We start from the raw sequence: 17,476 nt of genomic DNA, 5'->3' as shown, positions 1-17,476 counted from the left end.
ACAGGAATCAGGCGTCGCCCTTGTTGTTCGTATCGAGCAGCTCGAGCTCCGAGAGCAGCTGCTGACGCGCCTCGTCGCTCTCCATCAGCTTCTGCAGCTGATCGCGGAAGGCCGGCACATTGCCCAGCGGCCCCTTGAGCGCAACCAGCGCCTCACGCAGCTCGACCAGCTTGCGCAGCTCCGGCACCTGCCGAGCCACGCTGTCGGGGGCGAAGTCTTCCAGTGACTTGAATGAGAGGTTCACCGCCAGGTCGGTGGGCTCTTCGCCCTCTTCGAGGCGGTTGGGCACGGCAGCCTGCAGGCCAAGGCCCGCTTCGCGCATGACCGACTGGAAGTTGTTCTTGTCCACCGAGACCTTGTCGCGCTCCTCGATGGGCGTCTCTTCCGCGCCACCCTTGAAGTCCCCTACCACCAGCAGCTTGAGCGGTAGCTCGGTTTCCGCCTGCTGGTCACCGGTGGCCGGTACATACTTGATATTGATGCGCTCTTTCGGCGCAACGGTCCCTTCCTTTGCCATTGTCTGGAGCTCCCTGACGAACCGCTGGTTTTTTTGGAACGATTAAGTGCTGCATCTTGATACCGGCCCGTTGAACGAGCCAGGAACAGGTTACGCAATCCACGCCGGGGCCGGCCGGATTGGCCGGGACAACACGCCGTTGCGAGATGATCCAGGCACAGGCCGGCGGACACGGAGAAGCGTTAGCCGCTGTAGCTGATGACGCGAGAGGGTAAACAGGAAGTGAGAATGTGCCAAACGACGCCATGGACGACTGGCAAGTTTACGCGGACGTTACTTACGAGCACGAAAACAGAACAAATAGCACCAACTTCCGGGAAGTTGCTGGGATCTTGTCGGATTTGAACCAGGCATCTTGAAGCAGCTGATGCGACATACACCTTTGCTTACAGACGTTGTAGGAAATGGCTTACACGAATATAAGCGATGTACGCCGCCATCACTCCGCAATGCGCTCAGTGGACGCTGCGGTTTTCTGCGTACGACTGCTACGCGACCGTGCGTGGAAGCGGGTATGCCAGCCGTCAAGACGTGGGGAACAGGGAGTTAATCCAAAGCCCCATATGAAAAAACCGGCCATGAACCCAGGTTCATGGCCGGTTGGAAACACACGCTGTTTCGTTTATCGATTGCCTCTACATTTACTCCATTCGCGCGCGAATGGCCGCTTCGATACCCGGTGCATCCAGCCCGCATTCGGCGAGCAGTTCTGCCGGCTTGCCATGCTCGACGAAGGCGTCGGGCAGGCCGAGGTTGAGGAGTTCCACCTGCACCCCCTCGGCGGCAAGCAGTTCGTTGACGGCGCTGCCGGCACCGCCTGCCACGACGTTCTCTTCCAGGGTTACCAGCAGGTCGTGCTCGTCGGCGGCGGCCAGGATGGCCTCCCGGTCCAGCGGCTTGATGGAGCGCATGTTGATATGGGTGGCGTTCAGCGCTTCGGCCACCGCAGCGGCGGGGCCGTTGAGACTGCCGAAGGCCAGCAGTGCGATACGACTGCCGTCGCTGCCGGCCTCGCGCCGATGCTCCGCCTTGCCGATCTCCAGCGGCACCAGGTTCGCCGGGATCGCCACGCCGGGGCCGCTGCCGCGGGGGTAGCGCACCGCGGCGGGGCCGGGGTAGTGATAGGCGGCGCTGAGCATGGCGCGGCACTCGGCCTCGTCGGCGGGCGCCAGCACCACCAGGCCCGGCACGCAGCGCAGGTAGGAGAGATCCATGCTGCCGTGATGGGTGGGGCCGTCCTCGCCGACCAGGCCCGCCCGGTCGATGGCGAAGGTGACATCGAGCCCCTGCACCGCCACGTCGTGAATCAGCTGATCGTAGCCGCGCTGCAGGAAGGTGGAGTAGATCGCCACCACCGGCTTCATCGCCTCGCAGGCCATGCCGGCGGCCAGCGTCACCGCATGCTGCTCGGCGATGGCCACGTCGTAGTAGCGCTCGGGGTACTCCTTGGAGAAGCGAATCAGGTCGGAGCCTTCGCGCATCGCCGGGGTGATGCCGATCAGGCGCTCGTCGCTGGCCGCCATGTCGCACAGCCAGTCGCCGAAGACGTTGCAATACTTGGGTGCCTTCCTGGCGGGGGCAGCGGGTGCGCTGGTCGGCTCGTCACCGTTTTTTTCCAGCTTGGTGATGGCGTGGTAGCCGATGGGGTCGGCCTCGGCGGGCAGGAAGCCGCGGCCCTTGCGCGTCTTGACGTGGAGGAACTGGGGGCCGTCCAGGTCACGGATGTTGCGCAGGGTCTGGACCAGGGTGGGCAGGTCGTGGCCGTCGAGGGGGCCGATATAGTTGAAGCCCATCTCCTCGAACAGCGTGGCCGGGCTGACCATGCCCTTCATGTGCTCTTCGGTGCGCCGCGCCAGCTCCAGCGCCCCCGGCAGATGCGACAGCACCCGCTTGCCCTCTTCGCGGATGGCCAGGTAGGGCTTGCTGGAGAGGATGCTCGCCAGGTAGCTGGCGATGCCGCCGACGTTCTCGGAGATCGACATCTCGTTGTCGTTGAGCACCACCAACAGGTTGGCGTCCACATGACCGGCATGGGCCAGTGCCTCGAAGGCCATGCCGGCGGTCAGGGCGCCGTCGCCGATCACCGCACAGATACGCCGCTTCTCGCCCCGGGTGCGCGCCGCCAGGGCCATGCCCAGCGCCGCCGAGATCGAGGTGCTGGAGTGGCCCACGCCGAAGGTATCGTACTTCGACTCGGCACGGCGCGGGAAGGCGGCCAGGCCGCCGTACTGGCGTATGGAGGCCATGGCCTCGCGCCGGCCGGTGAGGATCTTGTGCGGGTAGGCCTGGTGCCCCACGTCCCACACCAGCCGGTCGTGGGGGGTCTCCAGGGCGTGATGCAGCGCCACGGTGAGTTCCACCACGCCCAGGCCGGCGCCAAAATGGCCACCGGAAGCCCCGACGCTGTAGAGCAGGTAGGCACGCAGCTCATCGGCCAGCTGTACCAGTTGGCCGGCGTTCATCGCCCGCAGCGCCGCCGGGGTATCCAGCGTGTCGAGCAGCGGTGTCACCGGGCGCTCGCCGGGAATTTCGTCGTAGAGCTTCATGTAGGCTTCTGTCTGTCAGGGAATCGCTGAATCACTGCTTTCAACGCCTCCTCAGTGGTCTCGTTCGATCATGTAGCGGGCCAGCTCGGCCAGCGGTGCACTCGCCTCGCCCAGCGGCGCCAGGGCCACCAGGGCCTCCTCGGTCAGCTCCAAGGCCCGGGCCCGGGCGCCATCCAACCCCAGCAGTGCCGGGTAGGTGGGCTTGTCGCGGGCCGCATCGGCGCCGGAGGCCTTGCCCAGTGTGCGGGTATCACCGGTCACGTCGAGGACGTCATCGTGTATCTGGAAGGCCAGGCCAAGGGCTTGGGCGTAGTGTTCCAGCGCCGCCACCCTGGGGTCGCTCTCGACCACCGCCGTCAGCGCTCCCATGCGCACCGCGGCACGAATCAGCGCGCCGGTCTTGTGGGCGTGCATGGTGGCCAGGGCCTCGACGTCAGGGTGGCCGCCAACGGCCGCCAGGTCCAGCGCCTGTCCGCCCACCATGCCGTCGCGGCCGGCGGCCCGGGCGAGTGTCAGCATCAGTGCGGGCAGCCGCGGATGGGCGGCACTGGCCAGCACCTCGAAGGCGAGGGTCTGCAGGGCATCGCCGGCCAATATCGCCGTGGCCTCGTCATAGGCGCGATGCACCGTGGGCTGGCCGCGGCGCAAGTCATCGTCGTCCATGGCGGGCAGGTCGTCATGTACCAGCGAGTAAGCATGAACCAGCTCCACCGCAGCGGCCGAGGGATCCAGGTCAGCGTCGGAGGCACCCAGCGCACGGCCGGCCAGGTAGACCAGCACCGGACGCAGCCGCTTGCCGCCCACCAGCAGCCCATGCCGCATGGCCTCATCCAGGCGAGGGGCGGCGGTCTGGCGCGCATCGAAGGCGCGCGCCAGGAAGGCATCCACCCGGGCACGATCGGCGGCCAGACGCACCGCGAAGGGGTCAGCGTTCACTATCGGCCTCCTCCTCGGATGGCGCACTGAAACTGTCGAAGTCGACGCCGCCTTCCGGGCCCTCGACCAGGGTTCGCACCCGCAGTTCGGCCTCGTCGAGGCGACGCTGGGCGTCGCGGGTCAGGCGCACTCCCTGCTCGAAGGCAGCAAGCGAGCCCTCCAGCGACAGCTCGCCGGACTCCAGCCGCTCCACCAACTGTTCCAGTCGCTCGACGGTGGTGGCGAAGTCGGCACCGGCCTCATCGCTCGCCATCGTCTCTGACGACGGTTGCTTGTCTCGCTCTGCCATGGAAAGTCCCAGCCCATCACCGCTATCTATAGGGGCCACAGTATACACGCTCTCCCCCGGTGTTCGTCTGCCGCCCGCAACAACCTGCAGCCCGCTCATCTTCGCGGCGCAGCATTTTCATCTTCACCCGAAGCGGCTGTGCTACCATAAGCGCCCTGTTTCAAGCCTGCCAATGCCCTTTCCTCGCTGTTCGGCAGGCCTTCAGGCTCACTACTGTCGCGGCACGGCTGTCCCGTCACCGCATGCGGCTCGCACCGAAGAAGGGGTTGATTCGACCATGGCCAAAACGTCCCTGGACAAGAGCAAGATCAAAATCCTGCTGCTCGAGGGCGTCCACCAGAGCGCGGTGGACAATTTCCTGAACGCCGGTTACACCAACATCGAACACGTGGCGACCTCGCTGGACGAGGCGACGCTGGTCGAGAAGGTACGGGACGTTCACTTCATCGGCATTCGCTCGCGCACCCAGCTCAACTCGCGCGTGTTCGAGGCGGCCGAGAAGCTCGCGGCCGTGGGCTGTTTCTGCATCGGCACCAATCAGGTCGACCTGACCTCGGCGCTGATCCGTGGTATCCCGGTGTTCAATGCGCCCTACTCCAACACGCGTTCAGTGGCGGAGCTGGTGCTGGCCGAGGCGATCATGCTGCTTCGCGGCATTCCCCAGAAGAACGCCCATGCCCATCAGGGCGGCTGGCTGAAGAGCGCCAAGAATTCCCATGAGGCCCGCGGCAAGACCCTGGGTATCGTCGGCTACGGCAATATCGGTGCCCAGCTCTCGGTGCTGGCGGAATCGCTGGGCTTCAACGTCATCTTCTACGATGTGGTGACCAAGCTCGGCATGGGTAACGCCAACCAGGTGGCCAGCCTGGAAGAGCTGCTGGCCCGTGCCGACGTGGTCAGCCTGCACGTGCCGGAACTGCCCTCCACCAAGTGGATGATCGCCAGGGAGCAGCTGGCGCTGATGAAGCGCAGTGGCATCCTGATCAACGCTTCCCGCGGCAGCGTGGTGGTGATCGAGGATCTGGCCGAGGCACTGAAGGAGGGCCGGCTCTACGGCGCCGCCATCGACGTCTTCCCGGTGGAACCCAAGGGTAACGACGAGGAGTTCGTCAGCCCCCTGCGTGGCCTGGACAACGTGATTCTCACGCCACACGTGGGCGGCTCCACGCTGGAGGCCCAGGAGAACATCGGCATCGAGGTCTCCGAGAAGCTGATCACTTATTCCGACAACGGCACCACCGTCACTTCGGTCAACTTCCCCGAGGTGGCCCTGCCGGCGCACCCGGACAAGCATCGCGTGCTGCATATCCACGAAAACGTGCCGGGGGTGCTCTCCGAGATCAACCGCGTCCTCTCCGAGAGCAATATCAACATCTCCGGCCAGTACCTGCAGACCAACGAGAAGGTCGGCTACGTGGTCATCGACGTGGACAAGGCCTATGGCCCCCAGGCACTGGAAGCCCTGCGCCAGGTAGAGCACACGCTCAAGGTACGGGTGCTCTACTCCGAGACCAACTTCCAGGATTGAGGCCGGCTAGCGCCGCAAGCCCAGGCAGTAGCTCAGCGTTAAGTCCGACAGGCTCCAGACCGACAACACCGCTGCGTCGTATGACGCAGCGGTGTTTTTTGTGCTAATGGTTACTATCCGAATAATATCCTGCCCATGGGCAGCAGCAAGGATGATTGCATGCCGACCGGAGTCGCTTACCTGATCGTAGTGCTGGTGTGGGCCACCACGCCACTGACCATCAAATGGAGCGCCGAAGCGGGCGCGCCGGTCGGCAGCGTACTGCTTCGCATGCTGATCGCCCTGCTGGCGGGGCTGGCGGTGGTACTGTTCCTGCGCCGTGAGCGGCTGCGGCTGGACCGCCGGGCCATGACCAGCTATGCCGCCGCCGTCCCCGGGGTATTCGGGGCCATGGCGTTGAGCTATCACGCCTCCATGACGCTGCCGTCGGGGCTGATGTCGGTGATGTTCGGCATGGCGCCCCTGATTTCCGGACTCATCCTGCAGGTGCTGCCGGGGGCCACAAAGCTGAAGCGCTGGCACTGGCTGGGCTGCGCCCTGGGCGTGGTGGGCCTGGCGGTGGTCTTCGCCGATAGCCTGGCGCTGGGGCAGGACCAGTTCCTGGCGCTGGCACTGATGCTGGTGGCAGTAACGCTGTTCAGCGGCAGCGGCATCGCCGTTCAACGCGTTGCCGCCGGGCTAGGTCCCCTGGAGCAGACCCTCGGCGCCCTGGCGCTCAGCCTGCCGTGCTTCTTCGTGCTGTGGCTTGCCAGCGGCGAGCCCCTTGCGGTGCCGCTCACCACCCGCGGCCTGTGGTCGGTCCTCTATCTCGCCCTGTTCGGCTCGCTGCTGGGGTTTCTCTGCTACTTCCTGATTCTCTCGCGACTGCCAGCTGCCACCGTGGCGCTGGTGACACTGATCACGCCGATCCTGGCGCTCGGCCTGGGCATGGCGCTGAACCAAGAGCAGCCCTCGCCCACCATGCTGCTGGGCGCACTGATCATCCTGCTGGCCCTGGGCGCCTATCTGTTCGGCGACCGACTGGCGCGGCTCAAGGCCCTGCGTGAGGCGGCAGGCTCCTAGAAGCAGGTTTCCAGCACTTCGATAACCTCGAGGCGCTCATCCACCCGGCATAGCCGACGCCACTTGTCGAAGGTCAGACAGGGGTGTGAAATCCCCAGGGCGACGATGTCACCGACCCTGACCGGATCATGGCGCGGCTCATCCCGCTCGTCATGGGGCAATGTGACAAAGGCATGCTGGTCCATCAATTTGGTGATACGCCACCCTGCCACCGAGAGAATGTCACCGATGCTGCCACCCTCTCGATGGCGGCGCAGCGGCTCGGGCAACTGGTCATGGCCGATATCACGCTTGCCAAGACCGAGAATGGCCAAGCCAGGTTCGGGTAGCGACACCACCTGGGCATAGACTTCCAGTGCCGGCCGGAGGCCCTGATCGATACCGGGTCTCCGCCCCAGCACCGCATGCTGGGCCGAGCGATAGATGCCGTGGTCGTGTACCACGTAGCAGCCGGGGCGAAGGACCGGGACAAAGTGGCTGCCTAGCCCAGCCTCCAGAAAGACCTCGGCTACCAGGTCATACCAGACCGACCCGGATGCCGTGATCAAGGGATGGGGATTCTCAATCAGCCCATCGTGGTCCAGGGCCTGGGCGGCTTCTACCAGCTGCCAGGCATACCCGCGCACCTGGGACTCCTGGTCGTCGCCATGGACCACGCCCTCAAAGCCCTCCAGTCCCGACAGCACCAGGGCCTGCTCGCTCTCCACCAGTTCGCCCAGTGCCATCACCTCGTTCTGACCACGACAGCCACAGCGAGCCCCGTCGACACCCAGCTCGATCAGCACCTGCAGGCGCAGGCCACGGGCCGCGAAATAGCGCCCCAGTTGACGAACGTTCTCGGCACTGTCGACCACGCAGTAGAAGTCGGCACCGGCTTCGATCAATCCGGCAACAATGGCCATGTTGGCCTCACCGACGAGCTGGTTGGCCATCAGTAAACGCCGGACACCGTGGGCAAAGGCTGCTCGACACTGCGCGGCCGTTGCCAGGGTGATACCCCAGGCTCCCGCTTGCAGCTGCCGATGAAAAAGCGCCGGTATCATGGTGGTCTTGCCATGGGGAGCCAGCCGCGCCCCGTGGGCCTCGCAGAAACGCTGCATCCAGGCCAGGTTGTGGGCCAGTGCCGCCTCATGAATGACGGCAGCGGGCAAGCTCACATCGGCCAGCAGACGGTTGCCGGTCTCGGGCAGCCCTTTATGCAGTGAGGTAGCGTCCGGATGGCGGGAGTTCGGTTCGATCATGATGGTCTCCTGGCGGCACCGTCTTTGGTCGCAGGCATGACGAAAGACGGTCGTGACGGGCTAGGCTGGTGGCGGGCCCACTCTAGGATATATCAATGCAGACGACTGATGACGACATGCCGCTGATCCGCCGCGACGAGGGCGGGGTCGCCACCCTGACGATGAATCGTCCGCGCCAGTTCAATGCGCTTTCCGAGGAGATGCTGGCAGCACTGGATAATGAACTCTCCAGTCTGGCCGAGGATGACACGGTGCGCTGCGTAGTCATCGCCGCCACCGGCAAGGCCTTCTGTGCCGGTCACGATCTCAAGCAGATGCGCGCCAACCCCGACGAAGCCTACTACCGATCGCTGTTCGCGCATTGTGGTGAGGTCATGCAGCGCATCGTCAGCCTGCCGGTGCCGGTGATCGCCCGGGTCCAGGGCATCGCCACCGCCGCCGGCTGCCAGCTGGTGGCCAGCTGCGACCTGGCCGTGGCGGCCCGCTCGGCCCGCTTTGCCGTATCGGGTATCAACGTGGGGCTGTTCTGCGCCACCCCGGCAGTGGCGCTCTCGCGCAGCGTCGGTCGCAAGCGCGCCCAGGAGATGCTCTTCACCGGCGACTTCATCGACGCCGACCAGGCCCTGGACTGGGGCTTGATCAACCGGGTCGCAGAGGAGGAAGCCTTGGATGCGATGCTCGGCCAACTGACCGACAGCATCTGCGCCAAGAGTGCCGTGGCGGTGCGCACCGGCAAGGCCATGTTCCAGCGCCAGCTGCAGATGCCGCTGGATGAGGCCTACGCCTTCGCCGGCGACACCATGGCCTGCAACATGATGGCCGAAGATGTGGCCGAGGGCATCGATGCCTTCATCAAGAAACGCCCGCCGATCTGGCGGCATCGCTGAAAAGACGTGGGAAAGAGAGAATGGAAGGCTTTTCCGTCGCCGCGACAAGGTGAAACGGAGCGGGTATCCTGAGAGCTGCTTTCATTTCGACAAGAAGGCCTGACCCTGGCTGCTACGTGTGCCAACACAAGGCCCACCGAGAATTTGGAGACCATGCAGGTGAGTGAAGTCAAACGCAGAACGGCGGGACGGCCGCCAGGTCCCGGCAAGAGTACCAGTGGCCATAGCCAATCGCTGGTGCGCGGGCTCAACCTGCTCGAGCGGCTGGCGGCAACCCCGGGGGGCCTCGCCTTGTCCGAGCTGGCCGAGATGGTCGACCTGGCGCCCTCCACCACCCATCGGCTGCTCCAGGCCCTGCAGAGCCAGGGCTTCATCACCCAGGACAACGAGCTCGGCGTGTGGAAGATCGACGTCAAGACCTTCCGGATCGGCAACAGCTTCCTGGAGGCCCGGGACTTCGTGGCCACCAGCCGGCCCTTCCTGCGCCGCCTGACCGCCCAGACCGGCGAAACCGCCAACCTGGGCATCCGCGATGGTGCCACGGCGGTATTCCTGGCCCAGAGCGAATCGCCACAGATGATGCGCATGATCACCCGCCTCGGCTCCCGGGCGCCTCTGCATGCCTCGGGAGTCGGCAAGGCGCTCATGGCCTGGCTCCCCGATGACGAGTTCGAACGCGTGCTGGCCGAGCGGGGCCTGTCCCGGGTGACCGAGAACACCCTGCACACGCCCGACTCCCTGCGGGCCGGCCTGGCCGAGATCCGCCAGCAGGGCTACGCCTGCGACCGCGAGGAGCACGCCATCGGCCTGCACTGCGTGGCGGCCTGCGTACACAACGAGCATGGCACACCGCTGGCGGCGATCTCGGTTTCCGGCCCGGTGGCGCGCATTCCCGAATCTCGCCTGGTGGAGCTCGGCGAGCTGGTGCGTGAAACCGCCGCGGAAATCACCGCCCGTCTTGGCGGGCGCGTTCCTTCCGAGATGACGGTAGAGGCATGAGCCTGCTCACTCGGGTGATGGTTGCGGGAGTGCTTCTGGCAGCGTGCGGTGTCGCCTGGGGCAGCAGCGCGGCCAGCGATGAAAGCGAACCTCATGGCGTGGTCATCGACAAGCGCCAGCAACTCGCCTGGATGCGCTGCAGCCTGGGTCAACAATACCAGGACGGGCGATGCCTGGGCGAAGCCGAGCGCTTCAGCTGGAGTGAGGCACAGTCACGAATCCAGGCGCTGGCAAGCCCAAACTGCCCTTGGCGCTTGCCCCGCTTCCATGAGCTGCGTGGACTGATGCAGCCTCCGGAAGAGCGTCAGGGACAGGCGCCCATGGCTATCGACCTCGACGCCTTCCCGGACACGCCGGCTGGCTGGTTCTGGAACCAGGCAAGTGCCGGCGGGCACTCCCAACAGGACTGCTTCGTCGACTTCAGCGGCGAGGGGCGCACGCGCTGCAACATGGGCGGACAATTCTACCTGCGGCCGGTGATACCGCTGGAAAACGCGGCTCCCTCCTGTGCCACGCCATAACCGACACGACCAGCCCTTTTAGCCAATCCGCTCCAGCTGCCGTTCCAGCTTGCGCATCACGTTGAGCAGGTCGCGATACTCGCCTGCGGTGAGGGTCGCGACCAGTTCGGCTTCCCAGGCCTGGGCCGCGGGAATCAGCTCGGTCAGCAGTGCCTGGCCCGCCGGGGTGAGATGCAGGTCGTGCAGCCGCTGATCCCGGGGCGACGGCGTGCGGCTGATCAGTCCCCGGTCCTCCAGGGCCTGGATGGCCCGAGAGACGCGGGCCTTGTCCATGTTGGTGTAGGCGCATACCTTCTTCGCCGTCAGCTCGTCGCAGTGGCTGAGCCAGGCCAATACACGCCACTGGGCGATATTGAGCTGGTAGCGCTCCGCATAGAGCTCGGCCAACGCCTGGCTGATGCGGTCGGCCAGGCTATTGAGTCGATAGGGCAGGAACTGGTTGAGATCCAGCTCAGGCTTTGTCGACGGCCCTTCGGTACCGACGGCGCCATCCCTGGCGCTATCGGCTTGGGTGTCTTCCATGTTCATCGCGGCTCTCCTCATCCCACGCCCGGTCTGACATCAATAGCGAAATCAATAGAGCAGTTGCGGCAGGAACAGCACAATAGCCGGGAACAGCAGCACCAGCAACGCACGAACCATGCCGGCCACCCAGAACGGCGTCACGCCGCGGAAGATCGTTCCCGTGGAGACATCCGGCAGCACCGCCCGCAGCACGAAGACGTTCATCCCCACTGGCGGCGTGATCAGGCTGATCTCGATCACGATCACCACCAGGATGCCGAACCACACCAGGTCGTAACCCAGGCCCGCCACCACCGGGAAGAAGACCGGCACGGTGAGCAGCAGCATCGACATGCTCTCGAACACGCAGCCCAGCAGGATATAGATGGCGAGTATCACCAGGATCACCATGAAGGGCGCGATATCCAGCGCATTGACAAAGGCCAGCAGATCGCTGGGCAGGCCCGCCCGGTTGATGAAGTTGGCAAAGATGAGGGCGGTAAGAATCACGGCGAACAACATGGCAGTGGTGCGCACGGTGTCCATCAGCACGTTCATCAGTACCTGGGGCGTCAGTGCTCGCCGCGCCAGGGCGATGAGGAAGGCGCCCATGGCACCGATGCCGGCCGCCTCGGTGGGGGTGAACACGCCCAGGTAGATGCCACCGATCACCAGCACGAACAGCGCCAGGGTACTGCCCACGCTCTTGAGTGCCTTCATGCGCTCGGGCCAGGGCACCCTCTCGCCGGCAGGGCCCGCGTCCGGGTCGCGCCACATGACCCATTTCACCGCCCCCAGGTAGAGAAATATCCCCAGCACGCCGGGAATGAAGCCGGCAGCGAACAGCTCGCGAATGCTGGTCTCGGTGAGAATGCCGTAGATCACCAGCATCACGCTTGGCGGGATCAGTATCCCCAGGGTGCCGCCGGCGGCAATGGAGGCCGCGGCCAGCGAGTCCTTGTAGCCATACTTGCGCATCTGCGGCATTGCCACGCGCCCCATGGTGGCGCAGGTGGCGAGACTCGAGCCGCAGATGGCGCTGAAGCCGCCGCAGGCAACGATGGTGGCCATCGCCTGGCCACCCTTGCGGTGACCCAGAAAACCGTTGGAGGCACGGAACAGGGCATCCGACAGCCCGGCGTGGGAGACAAAGTTGCCCATCAGGATGAACAGCGGGATCACCGACAGCCCATAGTCCATGGCGGTGTCCACCACCCGGCGCGCGGCCATGGCCTCGGCGGCGTTCCAGTTGCCGGTCAGGTAGTAGAAGCCTCCGAAACCAACGATGCCCATGGCAAAGGCCAGCGGCACGCGCAGGAACGCCAGCAGCAGCAGGGCGGCGAACCCGTAGAGTGCTTCAATCATGTATCGCCTCCCTTGCCTTTCTCAGGACTGAGCGGGCCGCCACGCTCGAGTACCTTGATACCCTCGAGGAAGTAGAGCACGGCTCGCAGCAGCGTCAGCAGCGCCGACGCTGCCAGCATGATGGAAATCAGATAGATCAGGTAACCGTTGGGGATACGCAGGAACTCGGTGACGTCTCCCCATTCCATGGCACGCTCGCCCAGCGCCCAGACCCGGCGGGCCATGACCCACAGCGCGCCGGTGACGATCAGGTTGACGATCACCTCACGCACCCACACCAGCCGTGCGGGAAAGATGGCATCGAGCAGGTCGACGCTGACGTGCTCCTGGCGCCAGCACACCACCGGCAGCGACAGGAACACCACGGCCGCCAGCATCAGCTGGGTCAGTTCGACGGTGCCGAGAATCGGCGAATTGAAGAAATAGCGACCGATCACGTCCGCCGTGGTCAGCAGCATCATGGCGAAGAGGGTGGCTCCCGCCACCCCCTCCAGCCCCAGCTGCATGATACGGCCGGCCCGTAACCAGAATGTCGACAGGGTCGGCATGAAAAGTCTCCGCTAGCCGGAACGTTACTGGCGTACCACGCGGTCGGCGATGCCTTCGCTCTCGGCGGCCAGGGCAAGCTGCTCACGGAAGTGCTCAAGCGCGGCATCGGCGTCGACACCGCGATCTTCCACATCGGCGGCCCATGCGGCGATCAGCTCCTCGGTCACGCCACGCAGCCGCTCGATATCCTCCTCGGGCACCTGGGTAAAGGTCTGGCCACGCTCATTGGCGAACTCGACGCCGCTCTCGTCGGAGACATCCATCATGTAGCCGAACAGGCGCGACAGGTGCTCGCCGGAAACCGACTCGATCGCCTCGCGATCCTCGTCGGATATCTGGTTCCAGACCATCGGGTTCATGATGATGGCGAAGCTGCCGCGATAGAAGCCGCCGTCCACGGTCAGGGCATGGGGGGCCACTTCGGCGACCCGGAAGCTGCGCAGGCTTTCCAGGGTCAGCATGGCGCCGTCGACCACGCCCTGGGAGGCGGCTTCGTAGACGCCGGTGGGCGGCAGTGCCACGCCGGTCACGCCCATGGCATCGGCCAGGCCGCTCATTACACCGCCGCCGACACGTAGCCGCTTGCCGGCCAGGCCGTCCAGGTCGTCGACCTGATCACGGGTGAATATCTGACCGGGGCCATGCACGCCCATGGCCATCACGTCGATCCCGCGGTGCTCATTGGCCTGGGCCAGGTGCTCCTGATGAGTGTGCCAGTAGGCAGCAGCGGCGTCCTCGGAGGAGAACTCCTCGAAGGTGGGGAATTCCGGCAGCTGCGTGGCCAGGAAACGTCCTGCCATGTGGGCGTGGAAAATCCAGCTGGCATCGGCGATGCCGTCGGCAACGATCTCCATCTGTGCCGCCGGGGGCCCCATGTCGTGCACGACTTCAACGGTCACGCGACCTTCGGTGGCCTCTTCGATCCATGCTTTCCAGGACGGCCAGACGATGGTGTTGACACCATGGTTGGGGCCACCCCAGGTACTTACGGTAATAGTTGTCTGGGCCAGAGCCGGGGTACCGAGACCCAGGCCGAGCGTCGCCAGGGCGCCGGCAATCAGGCGAGTTGTCTTGTTCATGTTGTGCTCCTACGTCGTCACGGGGCGACATGCGCCGAATTACGGTCTTGTCGACTGGGCTCTGGAAGCCATCGGCCAAGAGCTTTCAGTCTTCGTATTCTCCGCTGTCACCATGACCGCAGTTACTCTCCCCTGCAACTAATTTGGCGAAAATTCGTATTAGACTTAGGTATTAAAAACTAAAGAAATCCATGATCTTAGGCAAGTATTTCCCATTTTCACGGCGACAGTGTCTGAAACCAATGTCAGGACAACTGGACATATAGTTTCAAAAGCAACTATGCTCGGTTCAACCTGACACGCCGATCGGGTCGAGAGCTGCTGTCATCTATCCCCTGATCAGGCGCCCCCGACGAGACATTGGAGAGGAACCATGAGCAAGAAATTCGCCTCGCACGCCGATACTGAAGAGAAGCAGATCAGCTTTACCAAGCTGGCCGAAGGCCTTTACGCCTATACCGCCGAGGGCGACCCCAATAGCGGTGTCATCATCGGCGACGACAGCGTGATGGTGATCGATACCCAGGCCACTCCGATCATGGCCCAGGACGTGATCCGCCGGATCCGCGAAATCACGGACCTGCCGATCAAGCACGTGGTTCTGACCCACTACCACGCCGTGCGAGTGCTGGGCGCCTCCGCCTACGACGCCGAGAACATCTACGCCAGCCAGCATACCTACGACCTGATCGTCGAGCGCGGCCAGCAGGACTATGAATCCGAGGTCGGCCGCTTCCCGCGCCTGTTCAAGGGGGTGGACTCCGTGCCCGGCCTGACCTGGCCGAACATCGTCTTCCAGGAGGAACTGACGGTGTACATGGGCAAGCGCGAGGTGCGCATCATTCATCTGGGCCGCGGCCACACCAAAGGCGATACCATCGTCTGGCTGCCCGAGGAGAAGGTGATGTTCTCCGGCGACCTGGTCGAATATGGCGCCACGCCCTACACCGGCGACGCTTATCACGAATACTGGCCGGCCACCCTCGACCGCCTTCAGGCAATGGCCCCGCAGAAGCTGGTGCCGGGCCGCGGTGAGGCGCTGCAGACCCCCGAGCAGTGCCAGGAAGCCATCCAAGGTACCCGCGACTTCCTCAATGACATGTATGAAAGCGTCAAGGCGGGCAAGGCCGCCGGCAAGACGCTCTCCGAGTGCTATGCCGAGACCTACGCCCTGCTCAAGCCGAAGTACGGCCACTGGGTGATCTTCGATCACTGCGTGCCCTTCGACATCACCCGCTGCTATGACGAGGCGGGCGGCGAGTATCCGGATCCGCGGATCTGGACCGCCGAGCGCGATACCGCCATGTGGCACTCGCTGCAGGAAGTGGTCGAGAACCAGTAACGCTCTGCTTTCCCAACGTTCAAGATGCGCGTCGCCGGCGACAGGCCTGACGAGGGCCCGATTCCAGGGAAGGAATCGGTAGCGCCCAGGGAGGGTCCACCGCGCCCTCGCACAGGCCTGCCGCCGGAAACAGTCGCGGTCGGAGGAGCCATGCCAACCACCTACAAGAATCCCGTCTACCCGTATCGACGCCCACCGGAACTCGACCGCGATGACGTACGCCACTGCCCGGTAGTGATCGTGGGCGCCGGCCCCACCGGCCTGGCCATGGCCATCGACCTGGCCCAGCAGGGCATCGCCAGCGTCGTGCTGGACGACAACAATACCGTCAGCGTCGGCTCCCGGGCGATCTGCTTCGCCAAGCGTACCCTGGAGATCCTCGATCGCCTGGGCTGCGGCCAGCCGATGATCGACAAGGGCGTGACCTGGCAGCATGGCCGCGTGTTCTTCCAGGAACGCGAGGTATATGACTTCAACCTGCTGCCGGAGGAGGGCCACCGCATGCCGGCCTTCATCAACCTGCAGCAGTACTACTTCGAGGAGTACCTGGTCGACCGGGCAGACGAACTCTCCGACCTCATCGAACTGCGCTGGAAGCACAAGGTCATCGAGGTAGACAGCCGACCCGAGCGCAGCGAAATCGTGGTCAGCACCGAGGACGGCGACTACCGCCTCTCCTGCGACTACCTGCTGGTGGCCGACGGTGCCAACAGCAAGATCCGCGACATGCTGGGCCTGGAGAGCCGCGGCCAGATCTTCCAGGACCACTTCCTGATCGCCGACGTGATCATGAAGGCGGACTTCCCCACCGAGCGCTGGTTCTGGTTCGACCCGCCCTTCCACCCCAACCAGTCGGTGCTGCTGCACAAGCAGCCGGACAACGTCTGGCGCATCGACTTCCAGCTGGGCTGGGACGCCGACCCGGAAGAGGAGAAGAAGGAGGAGAACATCCGCCCCCGCGTGCAGGCGATGCTCGGCGAGGACGTGGAGTTCGAACTGGAGTGGGCCAGCGTCTACACCTTCCGCTGCCGCAAGATGGACGACTATATTCACAACCGGGTGTTCTTCATGGGCGATGCCGCCCACCAGGTCTCGCCCTTCGGCGCCCGTGGCGCCAACGGTGCGCTGCAGAGCACCGAGAACCTGGCCTGGAAACTGGCCCGGGTACTCAGGGGCCGGGCCCCCGAGGCGCTGCTTGAGACCTACAACGACGAGCGCCAGCACGGTGCCGCCGAGAACATCCTCAACTCGACCCGCGCCACCGACTTCATCACGCCCAAGAGCCGCATCAGCCGCGTGTTCCGCGACACCACCCTGGAACTGGCCGAGCACTACCCCTTCGCCCGCAGCCTGGTGAACAGCGGCCGGCTGTCGGTGCCCTGCCGCTACGACGGTTCGCCGCTCAACGACACCGGCGGCGAAGGTTTCCCGCTTGAGCTGCGCCCCGGCAGCCCGGCCAAGGATGCGCCGATCCGACTCGCCGGGCAGAGCGCCTGGCTGCTCAACCAGCTGGGCAACCGCTTCGTGCTGCTGCTCGATGGTCGCGTCGACAGCGCCCGGGCCGAGAGCCTGAAGGCCGAACTGCAGTCGCTGCTGGATGAGCGCGACGACCTCGACCTGGTCATCGTCGGACCCACGCCTCACGCCCTCTCCGAGCTGCCCCGCAGCGTGACGGTCGAGGACGCCGAGAACCTGATCGGGGAGCGCTATGGCCTCACGGCCGGCGCCGGCTACCTGCTGCGGCCCGACCAGCACGTGACCGCCCGCTGGCCCGAGGTCTCGGCCAGGGCGGTGGGTGCCGCGATGGACCGCGCCCTGGGCGCCAACCTTGCCGCCGTTTCCGAAGATCGCCCCGACCATCAGGGAGGCCGCCATGCCACGGCTTGAACTCAACCCCAACTTCACCGACCCGGACGCCTTCTACGCCGCGCTGACCGAGGCGCACCGTGAACGCGACGAGGCGCAGAGCGAACGCATCAACGCCCGGCTGATCCTGCTGCTGGCCAACCATATCGGCGACCAGCAGGTGCTCGAAGAGGCACTGGAGATCGCCACCCAGGCCGCCGAGCCCAGAGCCACCGAGACCGAAGCCCGGCAACAATAACAGCACG

The 17,476-nt window shown here is 64.9% G+C and carries 17 protein-coding genes; 8 read left to right on the top strand and 9 right to left on the bottom strand.

Annotated features, from left to right (window positions below):
* Window positions 1-7 precede the first annotated feature (7 nt).
* The 4 genes from tssB to KZO25_RS14640 form a co-directional block, all read right to left on the bottom strand.
* Window positions 8-517, bottom strand: coding sequence for a type VI secretion system contractile sheath small subunit (gene tssB / locus KZO25_RS14655; RefSeq protein WP_223137516.1), 510 nt, complete (start codon window positions 515-517; stop codon window positions 8-10).
* Window positions 518-1,158: 641 nt separating this feature from the next.
* Window positions 1,159-3,063, bottom strand: coding sequence for a 1-deoxy-D-xylulose-5-phosphate synthase (dxs, locus tag KZO25_RS14650; protein ID WP_223137515.1), 1,905 nt, complete (start codon window positions 3,061-3,063; stop codon window positions 1,159-1,161).
* Window positions 3,064-3,114: 51 nt separating this feature from the next.
* A complete protein-coding gene (locus tag KZO25_RS14645; RefSeq protein WP_223137540.1) occupies window positions 3,115-4,002 on the bottom strand; it encodes a farnesyl diphosphate synthase in 888 nt (295 codons plus the stop codon).
* On the bottom strand, window positions 3,989-4,288 hold the full coding sequence (locus KZO25_RS14640) for an exodeoxyribonuclease VII small subunit (protein WP_066445761.1): 300 nt from the start codon (window positions 4,286-4,288) through the stop codon (window positions 3,989-3,991). Before KZO25_RS14640 ends, KZO25_RS14645 begins: the two co-directional genes overlap by 14 nt.
* A gap of 277 nt (window positions 4,289-4,565) precedes the next feature.
* Here KZO25_RS14640 and serA point away from each other — a divergent pair, with 277 nt between their 5' ends.
* Entirely contained in the window at window positions 4,566-5,816 is a 1,251-nt protein-coding gene (gene serA / locus KZO25_RS14635; RefSeq protein ID WP_066445763.1) for a phosphoglycerate dehydrogenase, read from the top strand.
* A gap of 159 nt (window positions 5,817-5,975) precedes the next feature.
* A complete protein-coding gene (locus KZO25_RS14630; RefSeq protein ID WP_066445767.1) occupies window positions 5,976-6,878 on the top strand; it encodes a DMT family transporter in 903 nt (300 codons plus the stop codon).
* On the opposite strand, the gene KZO25_RS14625 is transcribed toward KZO25_RS14630, so the two are convergent.
* Entirely contained in the window at window positions 6,875-8,119 is a 1,245-nt protein-coding gene (locus tag KZO25_RS14625) for an amino acid deaminase (protein WP_223137514.1), read from the bottom strand. The two genes, KZO25_RS14630 and KZO25_RS14625, sit on opposite strands and share 4 nt — an antisense overlap.
* Window positions 8,120-8,214: 95 nt before the next feature.
* On the opposite strand from KZO25_RS14625, the gene KZO25_RS14620 reads away from it, so the two are divergent.
* The 3 genes from KZO25_RS14620 to KZO25_RS14610 all read left to right on the top strand — a co-directional run bounded on the left by KZO25_RS14620 (window position 8,215) and on the right by KZO25_RS14610 (window position 10,526).
* Complete coding sequence (locus KZO25_RS14620) at window positions 8,215-9,006, top strand: enoyl-CoA hydratase (protein WP_223137513.1); 792 nt, start codon at window positions 8,215-8,217, stop codon at window positions 9,004-9,006.
* A gap of 159 nt (window positions 9,007-9,165) precedes the next feature.
* A complete protein-coding gene (locus KZO25_RS14615; RefSeq protein WP_223137512.1) occupies window positions 9,166-10,005 on the top strand; it encodes an IclR family transcriptional regulator in 840 nt (279 codons plus the stop codon).
* The gene (locus KZO25_RS14610) at window positions 10,002-10,526 is read left to right on the top strand and encodes a DUF1566 domain-containing protein (protein ID WP_223137511.1); all 525 of its coding nucleotides are present in this window, start codon (window positions 10,002-10,004) and stop codon (window positions 10,524-10,526) included. Before KZO25_RS14615 ends, KZO25_RS14610 begins: the two co-directional genes overlap by 4 nt.
* Window positions 10,527-10,544: 18 nt before the next feature.
* Here the strand turns inward: KZO25_RS14610 and KZO25_RS14605 are convergent, their stop codons facing one another.
* Genes KZO25_RS14605 through KZO25_RS14590 form a run of 4 tightly spaced genes read right to left on the bottom strand, consistent with a single transcriptional unit; the run spans window position 10,545 to window position 14,023 of the window.
* Window positions 10,545-11,048 carry a MarR family winged helix-turn-helix transcriptional regulator gene (locus tag KZO25_RS14605; RefSeq protein WP_410505413.1) on the bottom strand — a complete coding sequence of 168 codons (504 nt, stop codon included), beginning with the start codon at window positions 11,046-11,048 and terminating at the stop codon, window positions 10,545-10,547.
* 51 nt (window positions 11,049-11,099) lie between these two features.
* On the bottom strand, window positions 11,100-12,395 hold the full coding sequence (locus tag KZO25_RS14600; RefSeq protein ID WP_066445786.1) for a TRAP transporter large permease: 1,296 nt from the start codon (window positions 12,393-12,395) through the stop codon (window positions 11,100-11,102).
* On the bottom strand, window positions 12,392-12,943 hold the full coding sequence (locus tag KZO25_RS14595; RefSeq protein ID WP_066445788.1) for a TRAP transporter small permease: 552 nt from the start codon (window positions 12,941-12,943) through the stop codon (window positions 12,392-12,394). Before KZO25_RS14595 ends, KZO25_RS14600 begins: the two co-directional genes overlap by 4 nt.
* 24 nt (window positions 12,944-12,967) lie before the next feature.
* Window positions 12,968-14,023: a TRAP transporter substrate-binding protein gene (locus tag KZO25_RS14590; RefSeq protein WP_223137510.1), complete on the bottom strand. Its 1,056-nt coding sequence runs from the start codon at window positions 14,021-14,023 to the stop codon at window positions 12,968-12,970.
* A gap of 373 nt (window positions 14,024-14,396) precedes the next feature.
* Here KZO25_RS14590 and KZO25_RS14585 point away from each other — a divergent pair, with 373 nt between their 5' ends.
* The 3 genes from KZO25_RS14585 (at window position 14,397) to KZO25_RS14575 (ending at window position 17,469) form a co-directional block, all read left to right on the top strand.
* Window positions 14,397-15,365, top strand: a complete 969-nt coding sequence (locus tag KZO25_RS14585; protein ID WP_066445797.1) for an MBL fold metallo-hydrolase — start codon at window positions 14,397-14,399, stop codon at window positions 15,363-15,365.
* A 150-nt stretch (window positions 15,366-15,515) separates the two neighbouring features.
* On the top strand, window positions 15,516-17,252 hold the full coding sequence (locus tag KZO25_RS14580; RefSeq protein ID WP_223137509.1) for an FAD-dependent oxidoreductase: 1,737 nt from the start codon (window positions 15,516-15,518) through the stop codon (window positions 17,250-17,252).
* Window positions 17,239-17,469 carry a DUF2783 domain-containing protein gene (locus tag KZO25_RS14575; RefSeq protein WP_114479251.1) on the top strand — a complete coding sequence of 77 codons (231 nt, stop codon included), beginning with the start codon at window positions 17,239-17,241 and terminating at the stop codon, window positions 17,467-17,469. Before KZO25_RS14580 ends, KZO25_RS14575 begins: the two co-directional genes overlap by 14 nt.
* Window positions 17,470-17,476: the final 7 nt, after the last annotated feature.

The sequence above is a fragment of the Halomonas sp. ANAO-440 genome, from assembly GCF_019915905.1.
In the GTDB taxonomy this organism is placed as follows: domain Bacteria; phylum Pseudomonadota; class Gammaproteobacteria; order Pseudomonadales; family Halomonadaceae; genus Halomonas; species Halomonas chromatireducens.
The sequence above is the reverse complement of the archived record's forward strand: the minus strand, read 5'-3'. Positions and strand labels throughout refer to the sequence as shown.

Bases quoted from the DNA above. Each gene is read 5' to 3' on its own strand.
- tssB (WP_223137516.1), bottom strand. From the start codon at position 517: ATGGCAAAGGAAGGGACCGTTGCGCCGAAAGAGCGCATCAATATCAAG.
- dxs (WP_223137515.1), bottom strand. From the start codon at position 3,063: ATGAAGCTCTACGACGAAATTCCCGGCGAGCGCCCGGTGACACCGCTG.
- KZO25_RS14640 (WP_066445761.1), bottom strand. From the start codon at position 4,288: ATGGCAGAGCGAGACAAGCAACCGTCGTCAGAGACGATGGCGAGCGAT.
- serA (WP_066445763.1), top strand. From the start codon at position 4,566: ATGGCCAAAACGTCCCTGGACAAGAGCAAGATCAAAATCCTGCTGCTC.
- KZO25_RS14630 (WP_066445767.1), top strand. From the start codon at position 5,976: ATGCCGACCGGAGTCGCTTACCTGATCGTAGTGCTGGTGTGGGCCACC.
- KZO25_RS14625 (WP_223137514.1), bottom strand. From the start codon at position 8,119: ATGATCGAACCGAACTCCCGCCATCCGGACGCTACCTCACTGCATAAA.
- KZO25_RS14620 (WP_223137513.1), top strand. From the start codon at position 8,215: ATGCAGACGACTGATGACGACATGCCGCTGATCCGCCGCGACGAGGGC.
- KZO25_RS14610 (WP_223137511.1), top strand. From the start codon at position 10,002: ATGAGCCTGCTCACTCGGGTGATGGTTGCGGGAGTGCTTCTGGCAGCG.
- KZO25_RS14605 (WP_410505413.1), bottom strand. From the start codon at position 11,048: ATGGAAGACACCCAAGCCGATAGCGCCAGGGATGGCGCCGTCGGTACC.
- KZO25_RS14600 (WP_066445786.1), bottom strand. From the start codon at position 12,395: ATGATTGAAGCACTCTACGGGTTCGCCGCCCTGCTGCTGCTGGCGTTC.
- KZO25_RS14595 (WP_066445788.1), bottom strand. From the start codon at position 12,943: ATGCCGACCCTGTCGACATTCTGGTTACGGGCCGGCCGTATCATGCAG.
- KZO25_RS14590 (WP_223137510.1), bottom strand. From the start codon at position 14,023: ATGAACAAGACAACTCGCCTGATTGCCGGCGCCCTGGCGACGCTCGGC.
- KZO25_RS14585 (WP_066445797.1), top strand. From the start codon at position 14,397: ATGAGCAAGAAATTCGCCTCGCACGCCGATACTGAAGAGAAGCAGATC.
- KZO25_RS14580 (WP_223137509.1), top strand. From the start codon at position 15,516: ATGCCAACCACCTACAAGAATCCCGTCTACCCGTATCGACGCCCACCG.
- KZO25_RS14575 (WP_114479251.1), top strand. From the start codon at position 17,239: ATGCCACGGCTTGAACTCAACCCCAACTTCACCGACCCGGACGCCTTC.